General features: G+C 66.8%; 18 protein-coding genes and 1 pseudogene. 13 read left to right on the top strand and 6 right to left on the bottom strand.

What is annotated here, in order from left to right; genetic code table 11:
* Positions 1-5 precede the first annotated feature (5 nt).
* Entirely contained in the window at positions 6-2,033 is a 2,028-nt protein-coding gene (locus JW364_RS08830; protein WP_205333510.1) for a CocE/NonD family hydrolase, read from the bottom strand.
* Positions 2,034-2,247: 214 nt separating this feature from the next.
* Positions 2,248-3,435, bottom strand: coding sequence for a glycoside hydrolase family 76 protein (locus JW364_RS08825; protein ID WP_205333511.1), 1,188 nt, complete (start codon positions 3,433-3,435; stop codon positions 2,248-2,250).
* 279 nt (positions 3,436-3,714) lie between these two features.
* Here JW364_RS08825 and rplJ point away from each other — a divergent pair, with 279 nt between their 5' ends.
* From rplJ to JW364_RS08800, 5 genes and pseudogenes are all read left to right on the top strand, one after another.
* Positions 3,715-4,245 carry a 50S ribosomal protein L10 gene (gene rplJ, locus JW364_RS08820; RefSeq protein WP_004019499.1) on the top strand — a complete coding sequence of 177 codons (531 nt, stop codon included), beginning with the start codon at positions 3,715-3,717 and terminating at the stop codon, positions 4,243-4,245.
* 87 nt (positions 4,246-4,332) lie between these two features.
* Positions 4,333-4,722 carry a 50S ribosomal protein L7/L12 gene (gene rplL, locus JW364_RS08815; RefSeq protein WP_004019500.1) on the top strand — a complete coding sequence of 130 codons (390 nt, stop codon included), beginning with the start codon at positions 4,333-4,335 and terminating at the stop codon, positions 4,720-4,722.
* 283 nt (positions 4,723-5,005) lie between these two features.
* Positions 5,006-5,966 (top strand): annotated as a pseudogene (locus JW364_RS08810) (hypothetical protein).
* 373 nt (positions 5,967-6,339) lie between these two features.
* Complete coding sequence (locus JW364_RS08805; RefSeq protein WP_068970872.1) at positions 6,340-7,566, top strand: ABC transporter ATP-binding protein; 1,227 nt, start codon at positions 6,340-6,342, stop codon at positions 7,564-7,566.
* Positions 7,567-7,568: 2 nt separating this feature from the next.
* Positions 7,569-8,375: an ABC transporter permease gene (locus JW364_RS08800; protein WP_004023366.1), complete on the top strand. Its 807-nt coding sequence runs from the start codon at positions 7,569-7,571 to the stop codon at positions 8,373-8,375.
* Here the strand turns inward: JW364_RS08800 and JW364_RS08795 are convergent.
* The 4 genes from JW364_RS08795 to JW364_RS08780 form a co-directional block, all read right to left on the bottom strand.
* The gene (locus tag JW364_RS08795) at positions 8,372-9,358 is read right to left on the bottom strand and encodes an IS481 family transposase (RefSeq protein WP_205333512.1); all 987 of its coding nucleotides are present in this window, start codon (positions 9,356-9,358) and stop codon (positions 8,372-8,374) included. The two genes, JW364_RS08800 and JW364_RS08795, sit on opposite strands and share 4 nt — an antisense overlap.
* 80 nt (positions 9,359-9,438) lie before the next feature.
* Positions 9,439-9,600 carry a hypothetical protein gene (locus tag JW364_RS08790; RefSeq protein WP_164877222.1) on the bottom strand — a complete coding sequence of 54 codons (162 nt, stop codon included), beginning with the start codon at positions 9,598-9,600 and terminating at the stop codon, positions 9,439-9,441.
* Between the two features lie 43 nt (positions 9,601-9,643).
* A complete protein-coding gene (locus JW364_RS08785; protein ID WP_205333513.1) occupies positions 9,644-10,522 on the bottom strand; it encodes a permease in 879 nt (292 codons plus the stop codon).
* Entirely contained in the window at positions 10,519-10,917 is a 399-nt protein-coding gene (locus JW364_RS08780; protein ID WP_128190659.1) for a helix-turn-helix transcriptional regulator, read from the bottom strand. The genes JW364_RS08785 and JW364_RS08780 overlap by 4 nt, the downstream gene beginning before the upstream one ends.
* Positions 10,918-11,000: 83 nt before the next feature.
* On the opposite strand from JW364_RS08780, the gene JW364_RS08775 reads away from it, so the two are divergent.
* The 8 genes from JW364_RS08775 to JW364_RS08740 all read left to right on the top strand — a co-directional run.
* The gene (locus JW364_RS08775) at positions 11,001-11,882 is read left to right on the top strand and encodes an ABC transporter permease (protein ID WP_068970874.1); all 882 of its coding nucleotides are present in this window, start codon (positions 11,001-11,003) and stop codon (positions 11,880-11,882) included.
* A gap of 1 nt (position 11,883) precedes the next feature.
* A complete protein-coding gene (locus tag JW364_RS08770) occupies positions 11,884-13,251 on the top strand; it encodes an MCE family protein (RefSeq protein WP_205333514.1) in 1,368 nt (455 codons plus the stop codon).
* The gene (locus JW364_RS08765) at positions 13,248-14,330 is read left to right on the top strand and encodes an MCE family protein (protein ID WP_058253304.1); all 1,083 of its coding nucleotides are present in this window, start codon (positions 13,248-13,250) and stop codon (positions 14,328-14,330) included. The genes JW364_RS08770 and JW364_RS08765 overlap by 4 nt, the downstream gene beginning before the upstream one ends.
* A gap of 5 nt (positions 14,331-14,335) precedes the next feature.
* Positions 14,336-15,442, top strand: a complete 1,107-nt coding sequence (locus JW364_RS08760) for an MCE family protein (RefSeq protein ID WP_065629320.1) — start codon at positions 14,336-14,338, stop codon at positions 15,440-15,442.
* Positions 15,442-16,773 carry an MCE family protein gene (locus tag JW364_RS08755; protein WP_205333515.1) on the top strand — a complete coding sequence of 444 codons (1,332 nt, stop codon included), beginning with the start codon at positions 15,442-15,444 and terminating at the stop codon, positions 16,771-16,773. Before JW364_RS08760 ends, JW364_RS08755 begins: the two co-directional genes overlap by 1 nt.
* The gene (locus tag JW364_RS08750; protein WP_159370212.1) at positions 16,773-18,116 is read left to right on the top strand and encodes an MCE family protein; all 1,344 of its coding nucleotides are present in this window, start codon (positions 16,773-16,775) and stop codon (positions 18,114-18,116) included. Before JW364_RS08755 ends, JW364_RS08750 begins: the two co-directional genes overlap by 1 nt.
* Positions 18,113-19,354: an MCE family protein gene (locus JW364_RS08745; RefSeq protein WP_205333516.1), complete on the top strand. Its 1,242-nt coding sequence runs from the start codon at positions 18,113-18,115 to the stop codon at positions 19,352-19,354. Before JW364_RS08750 ends, JW364_RS08745 begins: the two co-directional genes overlap by 4 nt.
* A gap of 102 nt (positions 19,355-19,456) precedes the next feature.
* A partial coding sequence (locus JW364_RS08740) for a hypothetical protein (RefSeq protein ID WP_240198858.1) occupies positions 19,457-20,099 on the top strand: 643 nt, incomplete at its 3' end.

The raw sequence follows: 20,099 nt of genomic DNA, 5'->3' as shown, positions 1-20,099 counted from the left end.
TGATCTCAGCGCAGCCCGTCGCCGGCGAGCAGCGTCAGGTGGCTCGGGTGGTCGGGGTCGAGGACCAGGCGCTGGTGTCGGCGGCCGCGTGCCTTGATGAGGTCGGGCACGAGCGTCAGGTAACGCGGGAGACTCGCGGCGTAGACGTCGACCCGGAGCCGATGGCCCGGCTGCAGGACCGCGTCGGTGGGGACGAGATCGACGTCGAGGCGGATCGGTTCGTCGGCGGGCACCGGCAGCTTGCGCTTGCGGGACAGATAGTGGTGCGCCGAGAGCAGGCTGCCGTCGTCGGCGTACGTCGACTTCGATTGATCCAGTGCGCGATTCGACGCCGACAGCGCACCGTTGGTCAGCACCACCGACGTACCGTCGGGAGCGACGTCGTTCACGGTCACCGCCCAGACGGCCTCGTGTGCCGTGGTGGCGACGTTGAGGCGCAAGTTCATGGCGCCGCTGATCGGGGTGGCCTCTCCGACCGGCTCCGTGGTGAACGACAACGCGCCTCGCTCCTGGTATCGCGCATCCCGGGCGAAGTCCGCGCCGAGGGCCAGCGTCGCCCCCGCGGTCACCTGGGTCATGTCCCGGGACCGGAGTCCGCGGGTGTCGGGCCGGACGTGTAGGGACGAAACACCCTGTGCGGGAGTGGTGCTCAGCGAACCGTCGTGGACGCAATGGTCGGCGGTCGACGACGGTTCGGCAGTCAGGTAGAGCCGCGTCGGGGCCACCCCGGGACGGGGGAAGCTCTGCCCCGCGGTCCACGCACCGCCCTGCTGCAGCATGGTGACCGGCCCGTAGTACTCGATCCCGTTGCGGTGGCCCTTGAGCCAGCGGTCGAACCACGCGCGTTCGAGGACGTCCAGACGCGGGGGAGCGAACTTGCCGCCGTATCCCGACCCCACGTCGAGGTGATAGCCGTCGCCGACGATCATCTGCTTGCGGCCCGGCTCCATCTGCAGGCGCTCGTACACACCGGTTGCACTGCGGCCGAACAGATCATGCCAGGCGCCGACGGTGAAGGTGGGTGCTTCGATGCGGTCGACGATCGGGTCGCGGGCGTCGAAGTACGGGTCGTCGAAGATGCGTGGATCACGGGCGGTCAGGAACCCCCACAGCAGCGAGGGGATCTCGGTGGCCGGGGACTTCACCCGGTCGATCGCCCAGCGCACCGCGTCGCCGCGCACGAGGTCGCGGATCACGTTGGCGGGGTTGGGAACCCACTTGAGCATGTTGACCGCGGACAACCACACCGGGATGAAGGCCGACGGCATGCCGCCGGTGATGTAGATGTCGCGCACCAGGTCGTCGCAACCCTCTACGGCGAACACGGCTTTCAGCTGTGGCGGCCGCTTGTCCGCGGCCTGCAGCGAGTTGATCGCCGAGTACGACCAGCCGGCCATCCCGACGGTCCCGTCGCACCACTCCTGCTCGGTCACCCAATCGATGACCTCCACCGAGTCCTGCTGCTCGCGAGGACCGAGGATCTGCCATTTACCCAGGCTCGCGCCGGTTCCGCGGACGTCGACGACGACCTGCACGTACCCGCTGCGTACCAGGTTGCGATTGATGCCGAAGACGTCGAAGACGCCGCCCGACAGGGTCTGTGTCAACGTCGTGAGTCCCTCGAGGGCCGTGCCCGTCGCGTCCATCGACCGGGATGCGGTGTGCAGTGCCTTGCCGAGGACGGGGGCGTGGAGGGTCTGGTCGATGAAGTCGATGGCCGCGCGGTTGTACGGGTTGATGTTGATGACCGCGGGATAGGGGGTGAGGATCGTCTGCCCGAACCGGTTGGCGGGCCGGATGACCGTGGCGCGCAGGACGACGCCGTCGCTCATGGTGATGGAGACGTTCCGGTCGATGACGACGCGCGGGTAGAGCTGCTTGCCGTCGACCTGCTCGCGCCAGCGGAGACCGTCGGCGCCGCCGGTGGGATCGCCGAGGGGGAGCGTGCCGAAATGCGGCGCACCAGTGGTGCGGGTTCGCGTCGACGGAGCGACGCGGGCGCGCGGCTGTGTGGGATCCAGCTGGTACGTCATGGTGCATCACCCTGCCTGGGATGAGGTGTCGCACCCGCGAGTTGTTGCACGGATCGAGACGGCCGGGTGGACACCGACACCCCGTTGTGTCGGTCGCTTGCTTCCCGGCCCGTCCGCTGGCTGCGGATCACAGTGTGGTCCAGGTCACTTCACGTAGTCGCTGAAGGATAACTCAGCGCCGGTATCGGATGGCTAACGAGGTGGCGTCTTTTGGTCATGGCCGTGTGTGTTCCTGGTCACATTCAGGTAAACCCAGGTCGATGGCGGCCGCCGCCTCGAGCACCATCCACGCCGACAACTGCACCGACAGATCCCGCTCCGGGACCTCGGACGGATTGACGGCGCCTGCCACGAACTGGGCTTTCGTGCCGGCGTCGGTCGGGATCACCGCGGTGCGTCGCCAGTCGCTGGAGAAGATCACCCGGCCGGCGAACTCGGTGCGATGAGCCCACGCGGCGTCCGCGCTACGGGTCACGATCCGGGCTGCCCGCGTACGGAGTTCATCCGAACCGTCGGCCTCGGGCAGGTCGGTGGCGATGAGTGCGAGGTAGCGGGCCAGTACGCCGTGGAAGAGGCCGCCGTCGCCGCCACCTCCGCCGTTGATCACCCCGTCGGTGCAGGAGTGGTGCTCGACGGCGCCGAGCAGCCGGGCCAGCCGGTCGAGGTGCCGGCGATCCCCGGTCGTCCGCAACGCCTCGAGTTCGGCGCCCAGCACGACGCCCTGGCAGTAGGTGTAGGTGCCGGTCTCGGGTTTCAGTGAACCGTCGGGCAGCTTCTTGAGACCGTCGATGACCAGATGGGTGTCGGGATCGACGAGGTTGGCGTCCATCCAGTCGCACATCGCCACGGCGCGTTCGACGTGACCCGTGCGTGCCAGCAGGATCGCGGCCGGGCCGTTGGCCGGTGCGTTGAAGAACTGATCGGCCTTGCGCCAGGGGATGCCGCCGCCGTCCGCGGGCACCCAGGCGTCGAGCATCTGCCCGGCGAGGACACGGAGTCCGCTCGCATGGTCGAGGTGCAGGTGCCGGTCGGCGCGTTCGATGGCCAGTCCCAGCCACGCCATGTCGTCGTAATAGTTGTTGGTCCAGCGGCCGCCGTTGCGGACCCGGATGCCGCGCAGCAGCCGGTTGGCGTCGTCGGCGACGTCGGGGTCGAAGGAGCGGTCCGAGCCGACACGGTGGATCGCGGCGTCGACGATCAGGTCGACGAGGTGTGCCTGCCACCAGTAATGCCAGGATCCGAACTGGGCCTGCACGCGCCCGATGGGCCAGGCGACGGCTCCGGCACGTGTCCCCGGCAGCCAGAAGGCCCGCTGCAGGTGACGGTCGTAGATGGCGTCCGCGGCGGCCTGTGCGCGGGCGTTGGGGTCCCGCAGGTCCGACGATTTGGATTGTTCGTCCACGTCCGCGTAGCCTAGTCGTCGATGTGATGCACACCCGTGCGTCGTATCGGTTCAACCAGAGACCGTTGGTCGTCGGGATTTCCCGGACGAAGGCGCGACGAGGTCGCCGGCCCACGCAGGATGAACGAGGAATGTCGCTCCACACGAACAGTGTGTGCGTTCACGCCCCGTGCCTGTGTGCCGGGGCGTTTGTCATCTCCGCCCTCGATCGCCTCCCGATGCCTGTCGCTCTTCTGTTGGACTCGACCAACTCATAGTGACGAGGAGAGGAGGCGAAGTATGGCCAAGTCCGAAAAGGTCGCCGCAGTTGCGGAGATCGCGGAGCAGTTCAAGAGCTCCACGGCGACGGTTGTCACGGAATACCGTGGCCTGTCCGTCACCCAGATCAGCACGTTGCGACGTTCCCTCGGTGAGGGTGCAACCTACTCCGTCGCCAAGAACACCCTGGTGAAGCGTGCCGCTGCTGAGGCGGGCGTGGAAGGGCTCGACGAGCTGTTCACCGGTCCGACCGCGATCGCCTTCATCGAAGGTGAGCCGGTCGTGGCCGCGAAGGCGATCAAGACGTTCGCCAAGGACAACAAGGCGCTGGTCATCAAGGGCGGGTACATGGACGGCCGCGCGCTGTCCATTGCCGAGATCGAGCAGATCGCCGACCTTGAGACCCGTGAGGTCTTGCTGGCCAAGCTCGCCGGTGCCATGAAGGGCAACTTGGCAAAGGCCGCCGGTCTGTTCAACCAGCCGGCTTCGCAGGTGGCGCGCCTGGCCGCGGCCCTGCAGGAGAAGAAGAACGAAGCCGGCGAGACCGAATAGGTCGTCCGCCGCACCACACCAATCCCCGAACCGTACGGGGATGAACACCGAAGCCCCGTACGGGGACTGACAGGAAGGACGCCAACCATGGCGAAGCTCACCGCTGACGAGCTCATCGATCAGTTCAAGGAACTGACCCTGCTGGAGCTCAGCGATTTCGTGAAGAAGTTCGAAGAGGTCTTCGAGGTCACCGCTGCGGCTCCGGTCGCCGTCGCCGCTGCCGGTGCCCCGGCTGCCGGTGGCGCCGAGGCTGCTGCCGAGCAGGACGAGTTCGACGTCATCCTCGAGGGTGCCGGCGACAAGAAGATCCAGGTCATCAAGGTCGTCCGCGAGGTCGTCTCGGGCCTGGGCCTGAAGGAAGCCAAGGACCTCGTCGAGAGCGCTCCGAAGGCTCTGCTGGAGAAGGTCGACAAGGAGGCCGCCGAGGCTGCCAAGGCCAAGCTCGAAGAGGCCGGCGCCAAGGTTTCGGTCAAGTAAGACCGACTCACGCGCAAGCGTTTCACGAGCCCGGGACAGCATCGCTGTCCCGGGCTCGTTGCTGTCCCGGGGAGGGGCGCTGGGTCGGGAGGGCGCTGGGTCGGGGTTCGCCCGCACACCGGCCCGCGAATTGAGGTCGCATGCGATCTCGTTTCGTCGTTGCGACCTCGATCGAAGTCGCATCGACGACATGAAGTCGCATGCGACCAAGAGGTTGGCCGGCTCGGTAGGAGACCCGGCTCGGCGGATGAAACCGACGGGGCGGTCCGTGCGTCCAAGTCCCATGCCTGCGCCCTTCGCTCATGAACTGCCCGTCGACCGATACGGTCTCGTTCGTCGGGAAGCGACCCTGCGGGCCGGTGTCGGGGACGACGTCGTCGCCGCTGCAGTCCGACGCGGTCAACTCCTGCGGCTGGCGCCGGGGGTGTGGGTCGAGGGGGGAGCGCGGTTCGAGGGGGCCGGCGGGCGCCGATCTGCTCTTCCGGCACCGATCCATAGCCGTGGCGACATCGGCGCGCGACCGCGGCATCTCGACACTGAGTCACGAATCGGCCGCCGCGCTTCTCGGGCTCGACACCCTGCATCCCGATCGCACCACGGTGCACCTGACGAAGGCCGCGAAATCCAGTGGCGGCTATGTGCGCGGACACCGTCATGTCCACAACGGCCCGCTGGGCCGCGATGAGACGGTCACAGTGGACGGATTGTCGGTCACGAGTGTCGAACGCACCGCGGTCGACATCGCGATGGCCGGTGACTTCGCCCAGGGGGTCGTCGTCTTCGACCGGGCGCTGGCGAAGGACGCGGATCACGACACGATGGCGGCCATGCTCGACGCACGCACGGGATGGAAGAACGTCGGCACTGCTCGCAGAGCGCTGGCGTGTTCGAACCGTCGATCGGAAAGCGTCGGTGAGTCGTGGAGCCGCGCGCAGATGATCGTCGCCGGACTCCCGGCACCCCGCCTGCAGAGCTCGTTCTCGACACCGGACGGAGAAATACGAGCGGACTTCGACTGGGACGGCCGGGTGATCGGTGAGTTCGACGGCCTCCAGAAGTACGGTCGGCTACTCCGCCCCGACGAAGAGCCACGTGATGCATTGATCCGCGAGAAGCGCAGGGAGGACGCGCTGCGCGCTCTTGGGATCATGGTGATCCGCTGGACCTGGTCGACTCTCGAACGCCGAGAACTCGTGGCTCTACTACGACCGTGGTTGACGACGACAGGTTCGCCCGCGGCCTGACCGTACGCAGAGCTAACACAGTCCCCATCGAATGCGTTTACGCATTCGACGCACTTACGACGACCACCCGCGCCTCGACCCCGACGCGCGGTGCTGAGCCGTCGAAATCGTGTTCCGCAGGTGAAGCCCAGGTCTGCGGTGGCCGTCACATCGAGGGGCCGGCCCGACTTCCCTCACCGCGAACCATCGGATATTGTCATCGGCGCGGCGAGAGTTACCGGGCGGTAGGTTTCCCGCAGCCATCACCGAGAACCACGCGGCGGCGTTGTGGGCGGGGACGGGTCGGTTAGAGTGACCCCAACCACAAATGCCGCCGGTTGGTGCGCGGTCACACCGTGGCCGCCTCGGGGGCAGCGATCGTCTGGAGGAAGTTGTGGGTGTTGAGGTCAGCGTCGAAGGACTCACCAAGTCGTTCGGTTCGCAGAACATCTGGCGTGATGTCACTCTGACCCTGCCGGAGGGGGAGGTTTCGGCGCTGCTGGGTCCGTCGGGTACCGGTAAGTCGGTGTTCCTGAAGACCCTGATCGGGCTGCTGCATCCGGAGCAGGGGTCGGTGATCATCGACGGGACCGACATCACGCAGTGTTCGGCCAAGGAGCTCTACGAGATCCGCAAGCTGTTCGGCGTGCTGTTCCAGGACGGCGCTTTGTTCGGGTCGATGAGCCTGTTCGACAACATCGCGTTCCCGCTTCGTGAGCACACGAAGAAAAAGGAGAACGAGGTCCGCGACATCGTGATGGAGAAGATCGACCTCGTCGGTCTGACCGGTGCCGAGGACAAGCTTCCCGGTGAGATCTCCGGCGGTATGCGCAAGCGCGCCGGGCTGGCGCGCGCGCTGGTCCTCGACCCGCAGATCATCCTGTGCGACGAGCCGGACTCGGGTCTGGATCCGGTGCGTACCGCCTACATCTCGCAGTTGCTGATCGACATCAACGCCCAGATCGACGCCACGATCCTGATCGTGACCCACAACATCAACATCGCGCGGACGATCCCGGACAACATCGGCATGTTGTTCCGCAAGGAACTGGTCATGTTCGGTCCGCGGGAGCAGTTGCTGACCTCGGAGCAGCCGGTGGTCAAGCAGTTCCTCTCCGGTGACCGGTTCGGTCCGATCGGTATGTCCGAGGAGAAGGACGAGGCGGTCCAGAAGCAGGAAGAGGCGATGCAGGCCGCGGGTATCTCCGGTGGTGGTACCAAGGAGGACTTCACCGAGATCATTCCGCAGGTGCAGCCCAATCCCGGTATGCCCGAACGCAAGGCGATCGCCCGGCACCGCGAGCGCGTGCACGCGATGCTGCCCGACCTGCCCCATAACGCTCAGGAGGCGATCCGCCGCAGCCAGGAGCAGGAAGACCAGATCCGCGAGGAGAGCCGCCAGCACGCCGACAACATGGCGAACGGCAACGGCCCGTCCGGCAACAACAGCTCCGGCAATGAGTGGACGACCGCGCCGAGCAACGTCGCCGTCGCGGACTCCAAGACCGACGTCATCGACTACGGCGGCAGCGATGCCCCGACCGAACAGTGGCACACACCCGGTGATGCACTGACCAAGCCCAGCCATCGTGCTGATGGGAACGAAGGGCGGACACCCTAGGGATGAGCAGTGCCACCACGCGTGGCGTCGACCGAATCGCGCAAGCCGGGACAGGTGCCCTGTCACAGACCGGCAATATCGTTCAGCTCTTCGTCGATGTTGCACGCCAGACCTTTGTGCGCCCGTTTCAGTGGCGGGAGTTCATCCAGCAGGCGTGGTTCATCGCCAGTGTGACGATCCTGCCCACCGCCCTGATCGCGATTCCGTTCGGCGCGATCGTCTCGCTGCAGACGGGTTCACTCATCAAGCAGCTCGGCGCGGAGTCCTACACCGGCGCGGCCAGCGTGCTCGTCGTCATCCAGCAGGGTTCGCCGCTGGTGACGTCGTTGCTGATCGCGGGTGCGGCCGGGTCGGCCGTCGCCGCCGACCTCGGCTCGCGCACCATCCGCGAGGAGATCGACGCGATGGAGGTGCTCGGCATCAACCCGATCCAGCGTCTCGTCGTACCGCGTGTGCTGGCGATGGTTCTGGTGGCGATGCTGCTCAACGGTCTGGTCGCCGTCATCGGTATCGGCGGTGGTTACTTCTTCAACGTCGTCGTCCAGGGCGGTACCCCGGGTGCCTACCTCGCGTCGTTCGGTGCGCTGGCACAGCTGCCCGACCTCTGGGTCTCGACCCTGAAGGCCGCGATCTTCGGTGTGCTCGCCGGCGTCGTGGCGTCGTACAAGGGCCTCAACCCCAAGGGCGGTCCGAAGGGCGTGGGTGACGCGGTCAACCAGAGCGTCGTCATCACGTTCCTGCTGCTGTTCCTGGCGAACCTGATCATCACTGCGGTCTACCTGCAGGTCGTCCCACCGAAGGGGAGCTAGATGTACTGACCGGAGACGTTGGTCAATCGTGAGAAGGGCGGCTGGTTCCCGCAGGCCGTGTGGGGCCGGTGATGGTTGTAGTAGTGCAGCCATCCGTCGAGTTCGCCGCGGCGCTCCGTCTCGGAGGTGTAGCAGCGGGCGTATGCCCAGCCGTCGGCCAGGGTGCGGTGGAAGCGCTCGATCTTGCCGTTGGTCTGAGGGCGATACGGCCTGGTCCGTTTGTGCCTGATACCGAGCTCGGCGCAGGTGTCGCGCCACAGGTGTGAGCGATATGCCCCGCCGTTGTCCGACAGAACCCGCTCGACGGTCACCCCGCGGGCGTTGAACCACTCGACGGCCCTCACCAGGACCGCGGTGGCGGTGTGGGCTGTTTCGTCGTCGTGGATCTCGGCGTAGGCGACGCGGGAGTGGTCGTCGATGACGGTGTGGACGTAGGCCTTGCCCATCAACGGGTCGGAGTACTTGCTCCTGAGCTTGCCTGGTGTAGCTGCCCGGTTCTTCTCGCCCTGTCGGCGTCCGACGTAGCGCCAGCCTCCGCCGTCGGGGATGTTGCCGAGCTTCTTCACGTCGACGTGGAGCATCGCGCCGGGATGGTCGTGCTCGTAACGGCGCACCGGTTCCCCCGTGGCGCGGTCCACATGCGACAGCCGGTTCAGGTGGGCGTCGGTCAGGATCCGGTGGACCGTCGACGGCGCGATCCCCAGCCGACACGCCAACTGCACGGGTCCTTCTCGGAGTCGTAGCCGCAGCTGGATACAGCGGCGAGTGACCGTCGGGCTGATCTTGTTCGGTGAGTGGTGCGGTCGGGAAGACCGGTCCTGCATGGACTCGCCCGCTCGGTAGCGGCCGGTCCAGCGTTTGACGGTGGGCCAAGAGACCTGGAAGCGGGCGGCAACCTCGCTGATCGGCCATCCGTCGTCGACGACGAGTTGGGCGACCTTCAAGCGGTGACGCGGTGTGAGGGCGGCATTGGCGTGGGGCATGGTGGTCTTCCTGGTGACGAGCGGGTGGAGACGGTGATGGGGGCTGCACCCTGTGGTGCAGCCCCCATCGATTCGGTATGTCAGTTGCCGTCCGTGTCCTCGCGGTTCGGCGCTGAAGAGGCAGCCGTCTCGGTGGGCGTTCCCTGCTCGCTCTGGGGCTGGTCGTCATCGTCGGGCACGATCTGGGCTCCGCAGCAACTGCTGTCCTGCTTGCGTGCGGTGAAGAGGTCCTTGAGTCCCATGGTTGTTTGTTCTCCTCGTGTGGTTGGGAATGTGGTGGTGGGGTCAGGCGATCAGTGGGATGAGGTAGCCAGCGGCGATGGCCGTGCCGATGACAGTGACCACGAAAGTGACGACCAGTCGGGGCTTGAACAAGGCGGTGAGCATCGAGATCTCGGGGATCGAGGCTCCGGCGCCGCCGATCATCAGCGCGAACACTGCCCCTAGCCCCATACCGGCCGAGCTGAGGGCCAAGCCGATGGGCAACATCGTCTCGATCCGCACGTAAAGCGGAACGCCAAGCACGGCGGCCAACGGCACGGCCCATGGCTTGTCGTCGCCAGCGACCGCGGCGAGTTGGTCCTGAGACACGAAACCGTAGATAAATGCACCGACCGAGACACCCAGCACCATCGGGACGAGCAGCGGTCTCAGATCGGCCCAGGCCTCGCCGAGTGCGGGCCGGATCTCGTTGCGCAGTCCCGCCCAGGGGCGGGGGGTGCTGTCGTCGCCGACGACCTTGACTCGCTTGAGCTGGCTGGCCATACCGAGTCGTTCCCATACGAGGGGGGCGAGCAGGGACCATGCGGCGGTGACCACCGTGTAGACCAACGCGATACGCCAGCCGAACAGCAGCACCACCCCGGCCACGATGATGGGATCCAGCAGCGGTGACGAGATCAGGAAGGTCATCGACGTCCGGAACGCCACCCCCGACTTCAACATCCCAGCCAGCACCGGCAGCGTCGAACAGGAACAGAACGGCGTGATCGCCCCCAGCAGTAGCCCTTTGACCGGGCCGGGAAGGCGCCCATCGGCCATCCAGCTCTGGATCCGATCCGGCCCGAACCGCCGGTTCACCAGCGCAACGAGAACCGAGATCAGCGAGAACAGGACGAGCAACTGGACCAGGATCAACCCGAAGGTCTGTACCGCATGAATCACCGCGCAGCACCCTCAGTCGATGCCTGACCCTCCCCTGCTGGGGCAGTGCAGCACGCCTTCTGTCCCTCTGGAGTGAGAGTCGCCAAGTGAGCGAGCCACTGCACCGGCGCCGCCAACTGCTCACAACACAGCTCGTAGATGTTGGACCGGCCCTCGGCCCGCACACTGATCAGCCGCGCTTCCCGCAAGGCTGCCACATGGTGACTCACCAGCGCCTGGCTCAACCCGGTGGCCTCCTGCAACTGCTTGTTCGAGCACGCCCCCGCCGCAAGCGTCAGCACGATCATCAGTCTGTTCTCGTCTGACAAAGGCTTCAACAACGGAGCAAGCATCCGCGCGTGATCCCGCGCCGACAGGTCCGTGCGCGGCATGGCAACATCCAGTGAAACTGTCATACCCACACTATAGACAAGCGCTTCTTTGTGTGACAAGTGGGCACTTGTCTAACGATCAACGTCCCTGGTCAGTACAGCTAGACGTGACCGAAGGTGGGGGCGGTGTGACCATCGCCAAGAGCCGGCCCGAGTACTACATGTACGAGGCCCGCAAGCAGCTGGGCAAGCCGCTGAAGGTGCTCGACGGCGCCGGCGAGCAGATGTCGTTCTACGGCCGGACGCTCGGGTGGATGCCGAAGACGATCGTGCATTACACGCGCGAGGTCCTGCGCCTGCTCGCCGAAGTCGCGTTCGGATCGGGCGGACTCGCGGTCATCGGCGGCACCATCGGTGTGATGGTGCTGATGTCGGGGTTCACCGGCGTCGTGGTCGGCCTGCAGGGGTACGCCGCGCTCGACCAGATCGGGTCGCAGGCCCTCACCGGCTTCCTCTCCGCCTACGTCAACACCCGCGAGGTGGCGCCGCTGGTGGCGGGTCTCGCGCTGTCGGCGACTGTCGGCTGCGGCTTCACCGCCCAGCTCGGCGCCATGCGGATCTCGGAGGAGATCGACGCGCTGGAGACGATGGCCGTGCCGTCGATCCCGTTCCTGGTGTCGACCCGAGTGATCGCCGGTTTCATCGCGGTCATCCCGCTGTACGTGCTCGGCCTGCTGTCGGCGTACCTCGCCTCCCGCGTGGTGACGACGGTCTTCAACGGCCAGTCCGGCGGCTCCTACGACCACTACTTCAACCTGTTCCTGCCACCGGCCGACGTCTTGTGGTCGTTCGGCAAGGTGCTGGTCTTCGCGTTCGTGATCATCCTCGTGCACTGCTACTACGGCTACTACGCCTCGGGCGGTCCCGCGGGTGTGGGCGTGGCCGTCGGGCACGCGGTTCGAGCGGCTCTGGTGCTGATCGCGGTCCTGGACTTCTTCCTCGGCCTGGCGATCTGGGGCACCACGACAACCGTGCGAGTGGGAGGTTAACGTGACGCTGCTGCGTAAACGGTTGCTCGGACTCGTCTTCTTCCTCGTCGTCGCGTTGTTCCTCACCTTGACGATCACCAAGTTCAACAAGACGTTCACCGAGTTCACCGACGTCACGTTGCTGACCGACTCGACCGGCAACGCGCTGCCGGCGAACGCCGACGTCAAGGCCCGCGGCATGACCGTCGGCGAGGTGCGCGAGGTCAAGCCCGGACCCGACGGTTCCGTCGAAGTCGTGTTGGGACTCAACCCCGATCAGGCGTCGACGTTGTCGGCCGAGACCACCGCGCGCATCCTGCCGAAGACCCTGTTCGGCGAGCGCTACGTCGCCCTGCAGGTGCCGGAGGACAACTCCGGGCCGACGCTGAGCAACGGTGCGACGATCCAGACCGACCAGAGCGGCAACGCGCTGGAAATCCAGCAGTTGTTCGACAAGCTGCTCCCGGTCCTCGAGGCGATCCCGCCGCAGGATCTGAACGCCACGCTGACCTCGCTCTCGTCGGCGTTGTCTGGCCGCGGAGAACAGCTGGGCACGACGCTGGAAGAGCTCGACCAGATCTTTGGCGAGATCAACGAGAACCTGCCCGAACTCGAGGGCACCCTCGAGGGGCTGGCCAGCTTCTCGCAGACCTACTCCGAGGCGTTGCCCGACGTGGTGGACGCGCTCGACTCCCTGCGCACGACGACGAACACCATCGTCGAACGCCAGGACGACCTGCGGACCCTCATCGCCACCCTGGGTGTCGCGTCCGACGACCTGACCGGCTGGCTCCGTGCCAACCGCACCGACCTCATCGACCTGGCCGTCGACTCCGAGGAACTCCTCGTCGGACTCGCCAAGCAGTCACCGGTGTTCGTGTGCACCTTCCGCAACTTCGCGGGTCTGATCCCGGAGTCGCGCAAGATCGTCGGCCAGGGCACCGACAATCCGGGTGTGCGGGTGAACCTGCAGTTCGTCAACCCCCGTGGCCGTTACCTACCGAACCAGGACGAACCCCGCTTCATGGACCTCGATGCGCCCGCTGTGTGTTACGACCCCAAGATGGGTGGCGACCGCCCGTTCCCGCAGTACCCGGGTGGTTCGCTCGCCGACGGCAGCTACCAGCCGCCGTCACGTAACCCCGGTCCGCGCACGATGCCCGAGTTGCCGCAGCCGCAGTTCAGCGGCGTGCCCGCGGGGTCGGTCTCGGCCGCGTCGGGTGCGAAGCCGGTCGCGGTGGAGTCCAACCCGTTCGACGACCCGGATTACCGCAAGCAGTTGCAGGTCATCTACGGCGCCACCTCGGGCAAGGCGCCCGAAGAGGTGCCCACCTGGGTGACCATGATCGGCGGCGGTGCGCTGCAGGGTGCGAAGGTCGACATCAAATGAAGTCGATCGTCGGACCGCTGATCAAGCTGGTCATCTTCGGCGTGGTCACGGTGGTGACCACGAGTCTGCTCGCCGTCACCATCGCCAATGCGGGCGGTGACGGGGACGCGAAGTTCAACGCCGTCTTCACCGACGCCACGCTGCTCAACCCGGGCGACGACGTGCGCATCGCCGGTGTGCGTGTGGGACAGGTCGAGAGCGTCGAGGTCTACGACCGCAACAAGGCGAAGGTCGCGTTCAACGTCGACCGCGACCGGCTGCCGGACGGGACCCAGCTCTTCATCCGCTACCGCAACCTGACCGGGCTCCGGTACCTCGCGCTCGAGCGCGGGGCGGGCGATCCGTCGCAGACGGTCGCGCAGGGGCACACCTTCGGTCTGAACCCGGGCGTCAAGGACACCCACCCGCCGGTCAACCTGACCGAGCTGTTCAACGGATTCCGTCCGTTGTTCCAACAGCTCTCGGCCTCCGACGTGAACAAGCTGACCGAGCAGATCATCGCGATCTTCGACGGTCAGGGCGGTTCGATCACCCGTCTGGTCAGCGACACCGCCGATCTGACGAACGCGATCGCCGACAAGGACAAGGTCATCGGTGAGCTGATCACGAACCTCACCAAGGTCCTCGACACCGTCAACCGCAACGACGAACAGTTCACCAGCCTGCTCGACAACACCGAGAAGCTCGTGACAGGCCTTGCGGCGCAACGCGGTTCGGTGGGTTCGGCGATCACCTCGGTCTCCAATCTGACCTCGGTCACGGCGAACATCCTCGGTGCGACGCGGCCGTCCATCCAGGGCGACATCGCCGGCCTGAAGTCGCTCGCCGATCAGATCAACGCGCGCGACGAGGACATCGAGGAGACGCTGACCAATCTGCCGATCAAGCTCCAGAAGATCGGCCGCGCAGCGACATTCGGTTCCTGGTTCCAGTTCTACCTGTGCGGTATCGACGTGGTGGCGGGCAACGGCAAGTCGCCGGTGCTGACGCAACCGCTTGTCCCGCTGCCCGACATCAACCATGTGCTCTACACCAGTGCGGCGACGCGCTGCTGGGCCGACGACCGGCCAGGGGGGTGACCACGATGGCAGACAACAACGATCCGAACCCGCGTGACCCGAATGTGAACGACGACGAACGCGACGCGGCTGACGCCCCGGTGCAGCATCCGCACCGGCGCTTCGGCGGCCGGCGCAGCCCGGTCAGCATCGGCGCCATCGGCATCCTCATCCTGATGATGCTCGGACTCAGCTCGTTCTATCTCGCCGAACTGCCGCTGCTCGGCGCGGGTGCGCGCTACACGGCGAAGTTCACCGAGGCCGCCGGCCTCAAGCCGGGCAACGAGGTCCGCGTCGCGGGCGTGAAGGTGGGCGAGGTCGACGACGTCACCCTGGACGGGGACCGCGTCAACGTGACCTTCCGGGTGGAGAACACCTGGATCGGTGACCAGACCCAGGCGACGATCCAGATCAAGACGATCCTCGGTCAGAAGTTCCTGTCGCTGAATCCGCGTGGCAGCGAGCCCGCCGATCCCGACGTCCCGCTGACCGACACGGTCGCCCCGTACGACGTCATCGAGGCGTTCTCCGGTGCGGCCGAGCAGATCGGCGAACTCGACAACGACCAGCTGGCCGAGTCGATGCGCGTGCTGTCGGACACCTTCTCGGGGACCGCGGGTACCACGGGACCGGCGCTCGACGGCATCGCCCGTCTGTCGCAGACGATCTCGAGCCGCGACCAAGAGGTGCAGCGACTGCTCGCCGCGACGAAGGACACCTCGAAGATCCTGGCCGACCGCAACGAGGAGTTCGTGCGCCTCATCGGCGGCGCCGGTCAGTTGCTCGACGAGCTGAACAACCGCCAGCGCAACATCTCGGCGTTGCTGGCCAGCACCACGAGCCTTGGTGATTCGCTCACCGGCATCGTGCGCGACAACGAGGAACAGATCGGACCGGCACTCGACGCGCTGAAGGGCGTGAACGAGCTGCTGCAGCGGCAGAACCAGAACATCCGCGACTCGATCAAGTACATGGCGCCCTTCTACCGCCTGTACGCGAACGTGCTCGGCAACGGTCGATGGTTCGAGTCGTCGGTCGTGAACCTCCTGCCGCCGGCACTGCCGCAGCAGAACACGACGCGGCCGCCGAACAAGCAGGCCATGGAGAACCAGGCCGGAACGGGGGTCGGCTGATGACCGCACCAGACCTGACCCAGAACTCGGGTCCCGGTCGCTGGTTCACGCCGCGGCACATCGTGGTGCTCGTGATCGGGCTGATCCTCGCACTCATCGTCGCGGGTGCGCTGTGGTGGGTGTTCACCTCGGTCGGCACCACCAAGATCACCGCGACCTTCAAGCGGTCGGTCGGCATCTACGAGGGCTCCGATGTCCGGGTGCTCGGGGTGGCGGTCGGCAAGGTCGACTCGGTCACGCCGGAGGGCGACACCGTCAAGGTGACGATGACCGTCGACCGCGGTGTCGAGCTGCCCGCGGATGTCCGTGCGGTGCAGATCATCCCGTCGGTCGTCGCGGATCGCTACATCCAGCTGACCCCGGCCTACACGGGCGGGGAGAAGGCGCCTCGCGACCTCACCCTCTCCGTCGACCAGACGATGGTCCCGGTGGAGGTCGACCAGATCTACGCGAGTGTCAAGGAGCTGTCCGACGCTCTCGGACCCGATGGCGCCAACAAGACCGACGGCACCGGCCGGCAGGGTGCGGTGAGTGAACTCGTCACCACCGGCGCGGAGAACCTCGAGGGCAACGGCGAGAAGCTCGGCGCGGCCATCGAGGGATTGTCGAAAGCGTCGACGACGCTCAGCGACTCGCGCGGCAACCTCTTCGACACCGTCAAGAACCTGAACGTCTTCGTCGGCGCGCTGCGTGAGAACGACGCCCAGGTGCGGCAGTTCAACACGCAGATGGCCTCGTTCAACCAGTTCCTCGCCGGTGAGCGCGAGCAGCTCGCCGCGGCGCTGAACAAGCTGTCGATCGCTCTCGGCGACGTGGCGACGTTCCTTGCCGACAACCGTGAGCAGATCGGGGAGACGGTGAAGGACCTGCAGCCGACGACCCAGGCCCTGCTCGATCAGAAGAACAACCTCAAAGAGGTCCTGACCGTGCTGCCGATCACGGTGAACAACCTGATCAACGCCTACGACGCCGAGTCGGGCACGCTGTCGATGCGCCTGACGATCCCGGACCTGCAGGATCTGATCGGTGCCCAGTGTCGCCTGCTCGACCTCGGCAAGCTGCTGCCGGGCAACCCGGCCGCCGATCAGTTCAGCGACACCCTGCGGCCGCTGATCAGCCAGTGCGAGGAGATCGGTGAGCAGATCCAGGAAGGCGTCCTCGAGCCGCTGCTGCCCGTGCTGCCCTTCGGCATCATGAGCAACAACAAACTGCAGCGTGCGCCGGTGCCGGGCACCGTCCCGGGCAACCCCGATCCGGAGATCGGCAACCCGCCGTCGGAGCGGGCCCCGGCCTCCTCGTCGACCACCCCGCGACCCCGGGGAGGCAACTGATGAACCGCACGTCGATGCGTACGGCGATGGCCGGCGCGGCGCTGTCGCTGACCCTGCTGGTGACCGGCTGTATGTCCAACGGCATCCAGTCGATCCCGCTGCCCGGCGGGGTGAACACAGGCGACAACGCGCGCACGTACAAGATCCAGTTCGACGACGTGCTCGACCTCGTGCCGCAGTCGATGGTCAAACGCGACGGGATCCCGGTCGGGCGCGTGACCAAGGTCGAGGTGCCCAACGATCAGTGGTTCGCCCAGGTCACCGTCGAGGTGCAGAACAACGTCGACCTGTCCGATGAGGCCGAGGCGAGCGTGCAGCAGACCTCGCTGCTCGGTGAGAAGTTCGTGTCGCTCACCGAGCCCGACGGCAGTGCCGACGCGCCGCGCCAGAACCCGGACCAGCCGATCCCGGTGTCGCGGACACGGACCGCCACCGACATCGAACAGGTCCTCGGGGCGCTCGCGCTGCTGCTCAACGGCGGTGGCCTCAACCAGCTGCAGCCGATCGTCACCGAGCTCAACAAGGCACTCGACGGCCGGACCGACAAGGTGCGCGACCTGATCGGCGAGACCGAGGACCTGATCGCCGGCCTCAACCGTCAGCGCGACGACATCATCACCGCGATCGACGGCCTGGCCGAGCTGTCCACCCGGACCGCCGCGCAGACCGCGCAGATCGACCGCATCCTCAAGCAGCTGCCCGCGGGCGTCGAGGTGCTCGAGGAGCAGCGTCCGCAGTTCGTCGAACTGCTGACCAAGCTCGACGAGCTCGGCCAGGTCGGTACCGACGTGCTGGGCAAGTCGCGCAAGGCGCTGATCAACGACCTGAAGGCGTTGCGGCCGGTGCTGACGCAGCTCGCCGCGGCGGCTCCGGATCTGATCACCGCCGCGCCGCTGATGCTCACGCATCCGTTCCCGGACTGGTTGCTGCCGGGTGTGCGCGGTGACTCGACCAACCTGTTCATGACGCTGGACCTCCGCGTGCTCAATCAGCTCGAGGCGCTCGGTGTCGGCCAGGGGACCCCGAGGTACGTCCCGCCCGCTCGGGTGAACGTGCCGGTCGACCGGCGCAACCCGTACTACCGCGGCAACGGCCCGCGCTACGGCTGGCCGACGATCACGCTGCTCCCGCCGGCCCCGAACTCACGTCCGGGACCGAACACCCCGCCGTCGGGTGGCACCTACCCCGCGTCGTTCTCACGCCCGGCCGATGCGGCCGGACAGATGCCGACCCCGGCGGTGCCCGGTCAGGGCATCCTCGACGGTCCGCTGGCCGCCATGGGGCTCGCTCCGGCGGCGTCCGCCGGGAACCCGGCATCCGACCCGTCAGGAGGTGGACGATGATCGGCAAGCTCGTCAAGATCCAGCTGATCGTGTTCGTCGTCGTCGGCCTGGTGGCGCTGGTCTACGTGGGCGCGAAGTACGCCCGTCTGGACAAACTGGCCGGTGTCGGCATGTACACCGTCACCGCCAAGCTGCCCGACTCCGGCGGCATCTTCACCAACGCCGAGGTCACCTATCAGGGTGTGCCCGTGGGTCGCGTCGGCAAGCTGACGCTGACGCCCGACGGCGTGGACGTCGCTCTCGACATCGACTCGGGTGGGCCGGAGATCCCGGCGTCGGCGACCGCGGTCGTCGCGAACCGGTCGGCGATCGGTGAGCAGTTCGTCGATCTGCAGCCGACGTCGTCGGAGGGGCCGTACCTGAAGGGCGGCGACACGATCACCAAGTACGCGCTGCCCGAGCCGCTCGAGGACGTGGTGGCCTCGGCGATCGACTTCACCGATTCGATCCCGGTCGACGACCTGAACACGGTCATCACCGAACTCGGCAACGCGTTCAACGGCCAGGGCGAGAACCTGACCCGCCTCGTCGACTCGCTCGGCAAGCTCTCGCGGGCCGGCGTCGACAACCTGAGCGAGACGGTCGCGCTCATCCAGAACTCGAACGTCGTGCTCGACACGCAGGCCGACCAGTCCGACGCGATCCTGACCTGGTCGCGCAACCTGAACCTGGTGACCGCGACCCTCGCCTCGGCCGATCCCGACCTGCGGCGACTGCTCACCACGGGCACCTTGTCGGCGACGCAGATCTCGGAGCTGATCCAGAAGAACGGAAACGACCTGTCGAAGGTCGTGAAGGATCTCGCCGAGGTGGCCCGCACGATCGAGCCGGCGACCTACACGACGTCGACGACGTTCGCGATGCTCTCCGCGCTGTCGGCGGGCAGCCACGCACCCGCGCCGGGCGACGGCCAGATCCACTTCGGTGTCGTCCTCGAGACGAACAACCCCGCGGCCTGTACGCGCGGATACGAGAGCACCGACGCGGTGTTGGCCGAGGCTCGTCGCCAGAACCCGGACTTCGACGTCCACTACGACGACTTCGCGTTCAACACCGAGGCGAAATGTACGGTGCCGTTCGGTAATCCGACGGGTGTCCGCAGTGCCGGGCGTGCCCAGTACGCCAACCCGGCGTACCCGCAGCCGTGGGACAACACCCCCAAGAAGGATCCCGACAAGCTCAACCTCAACCCGCTCGCCCAGCAGCTCGCAGCGCTGCTCGGCGTCCGGCCGCGCTAGACCCGACCACCCGACGAGCGTCGCCGCCCCTGATCGGACCTCCCACGGTCCGAACCTCGGCCTTGGCTTGCGCTCAGGAGCGATATATACAGTGTGTTCCCGATGACTGGCACCGCAGAACCGACAGAGAACAAGCCCGGCGGCCCCCGTCCCGCCCTGCGGCGGGCGGCGAAGTCCGCACCGTTCGTCCTGGCTGCCGTGGCGGTCGTGGTCGGCGTGGTGCTCGTCGCCGTGTTCGGTGTGCGGGCCTACAACGTCTACTTCGACGAGTACCCGGCGCAGGAGACGCGCGACGCCGCCACCCAGGCCGCCGAGCAGGCCGTCCTCAACATCACGACGATCGACCCGGCCGACGTCGACGGCTTCCGCAAGCGTGCGGAGGCGTCCCTGACCGGGAAGGCCAAGGACGAGGTGCTCGGCAGTGAGAAAGACGGTGAGGGCGGCAACGTGCTCGACATGCTCGGGACCGCCGGACCGAACACCGCCAAGCTGAACGCGCGCCTCTTGCGCAGCGCACCGAGCGAGGTCGACGCCGACGAGCAGAAGGCCAAGGTGCTCGTCTACGTCGTGACGACGCTCGAACGCCCCGGCCAGCCCGGGATCGACGAGACACGCGGCTTCGACGTCAGCATGACCAAGGACGGCGACACCTGGAAGGCCGAGAACATCCTCGGTCTGGAGGGCATCGCCTACGCCGACGGCGGTGGCGCGCCCGCCCCCGCGGCCCCGGCCCCGGCTCCGGAAG

The organism is Gordonia sp. BP-119, from assembly GCF_016924115.1.
GTDB lineage: Bacteria > Actinomycetota > Actinomycetes > Mycobacteriales > Mycobacteriaceae > Gordonia > Gordonia hongkongensis.
The sequence above is the reverse complement of the archived record's forward strand: the minus strand, read 5'-3'. Positions and strand labels throughout refer to the sequence as shown.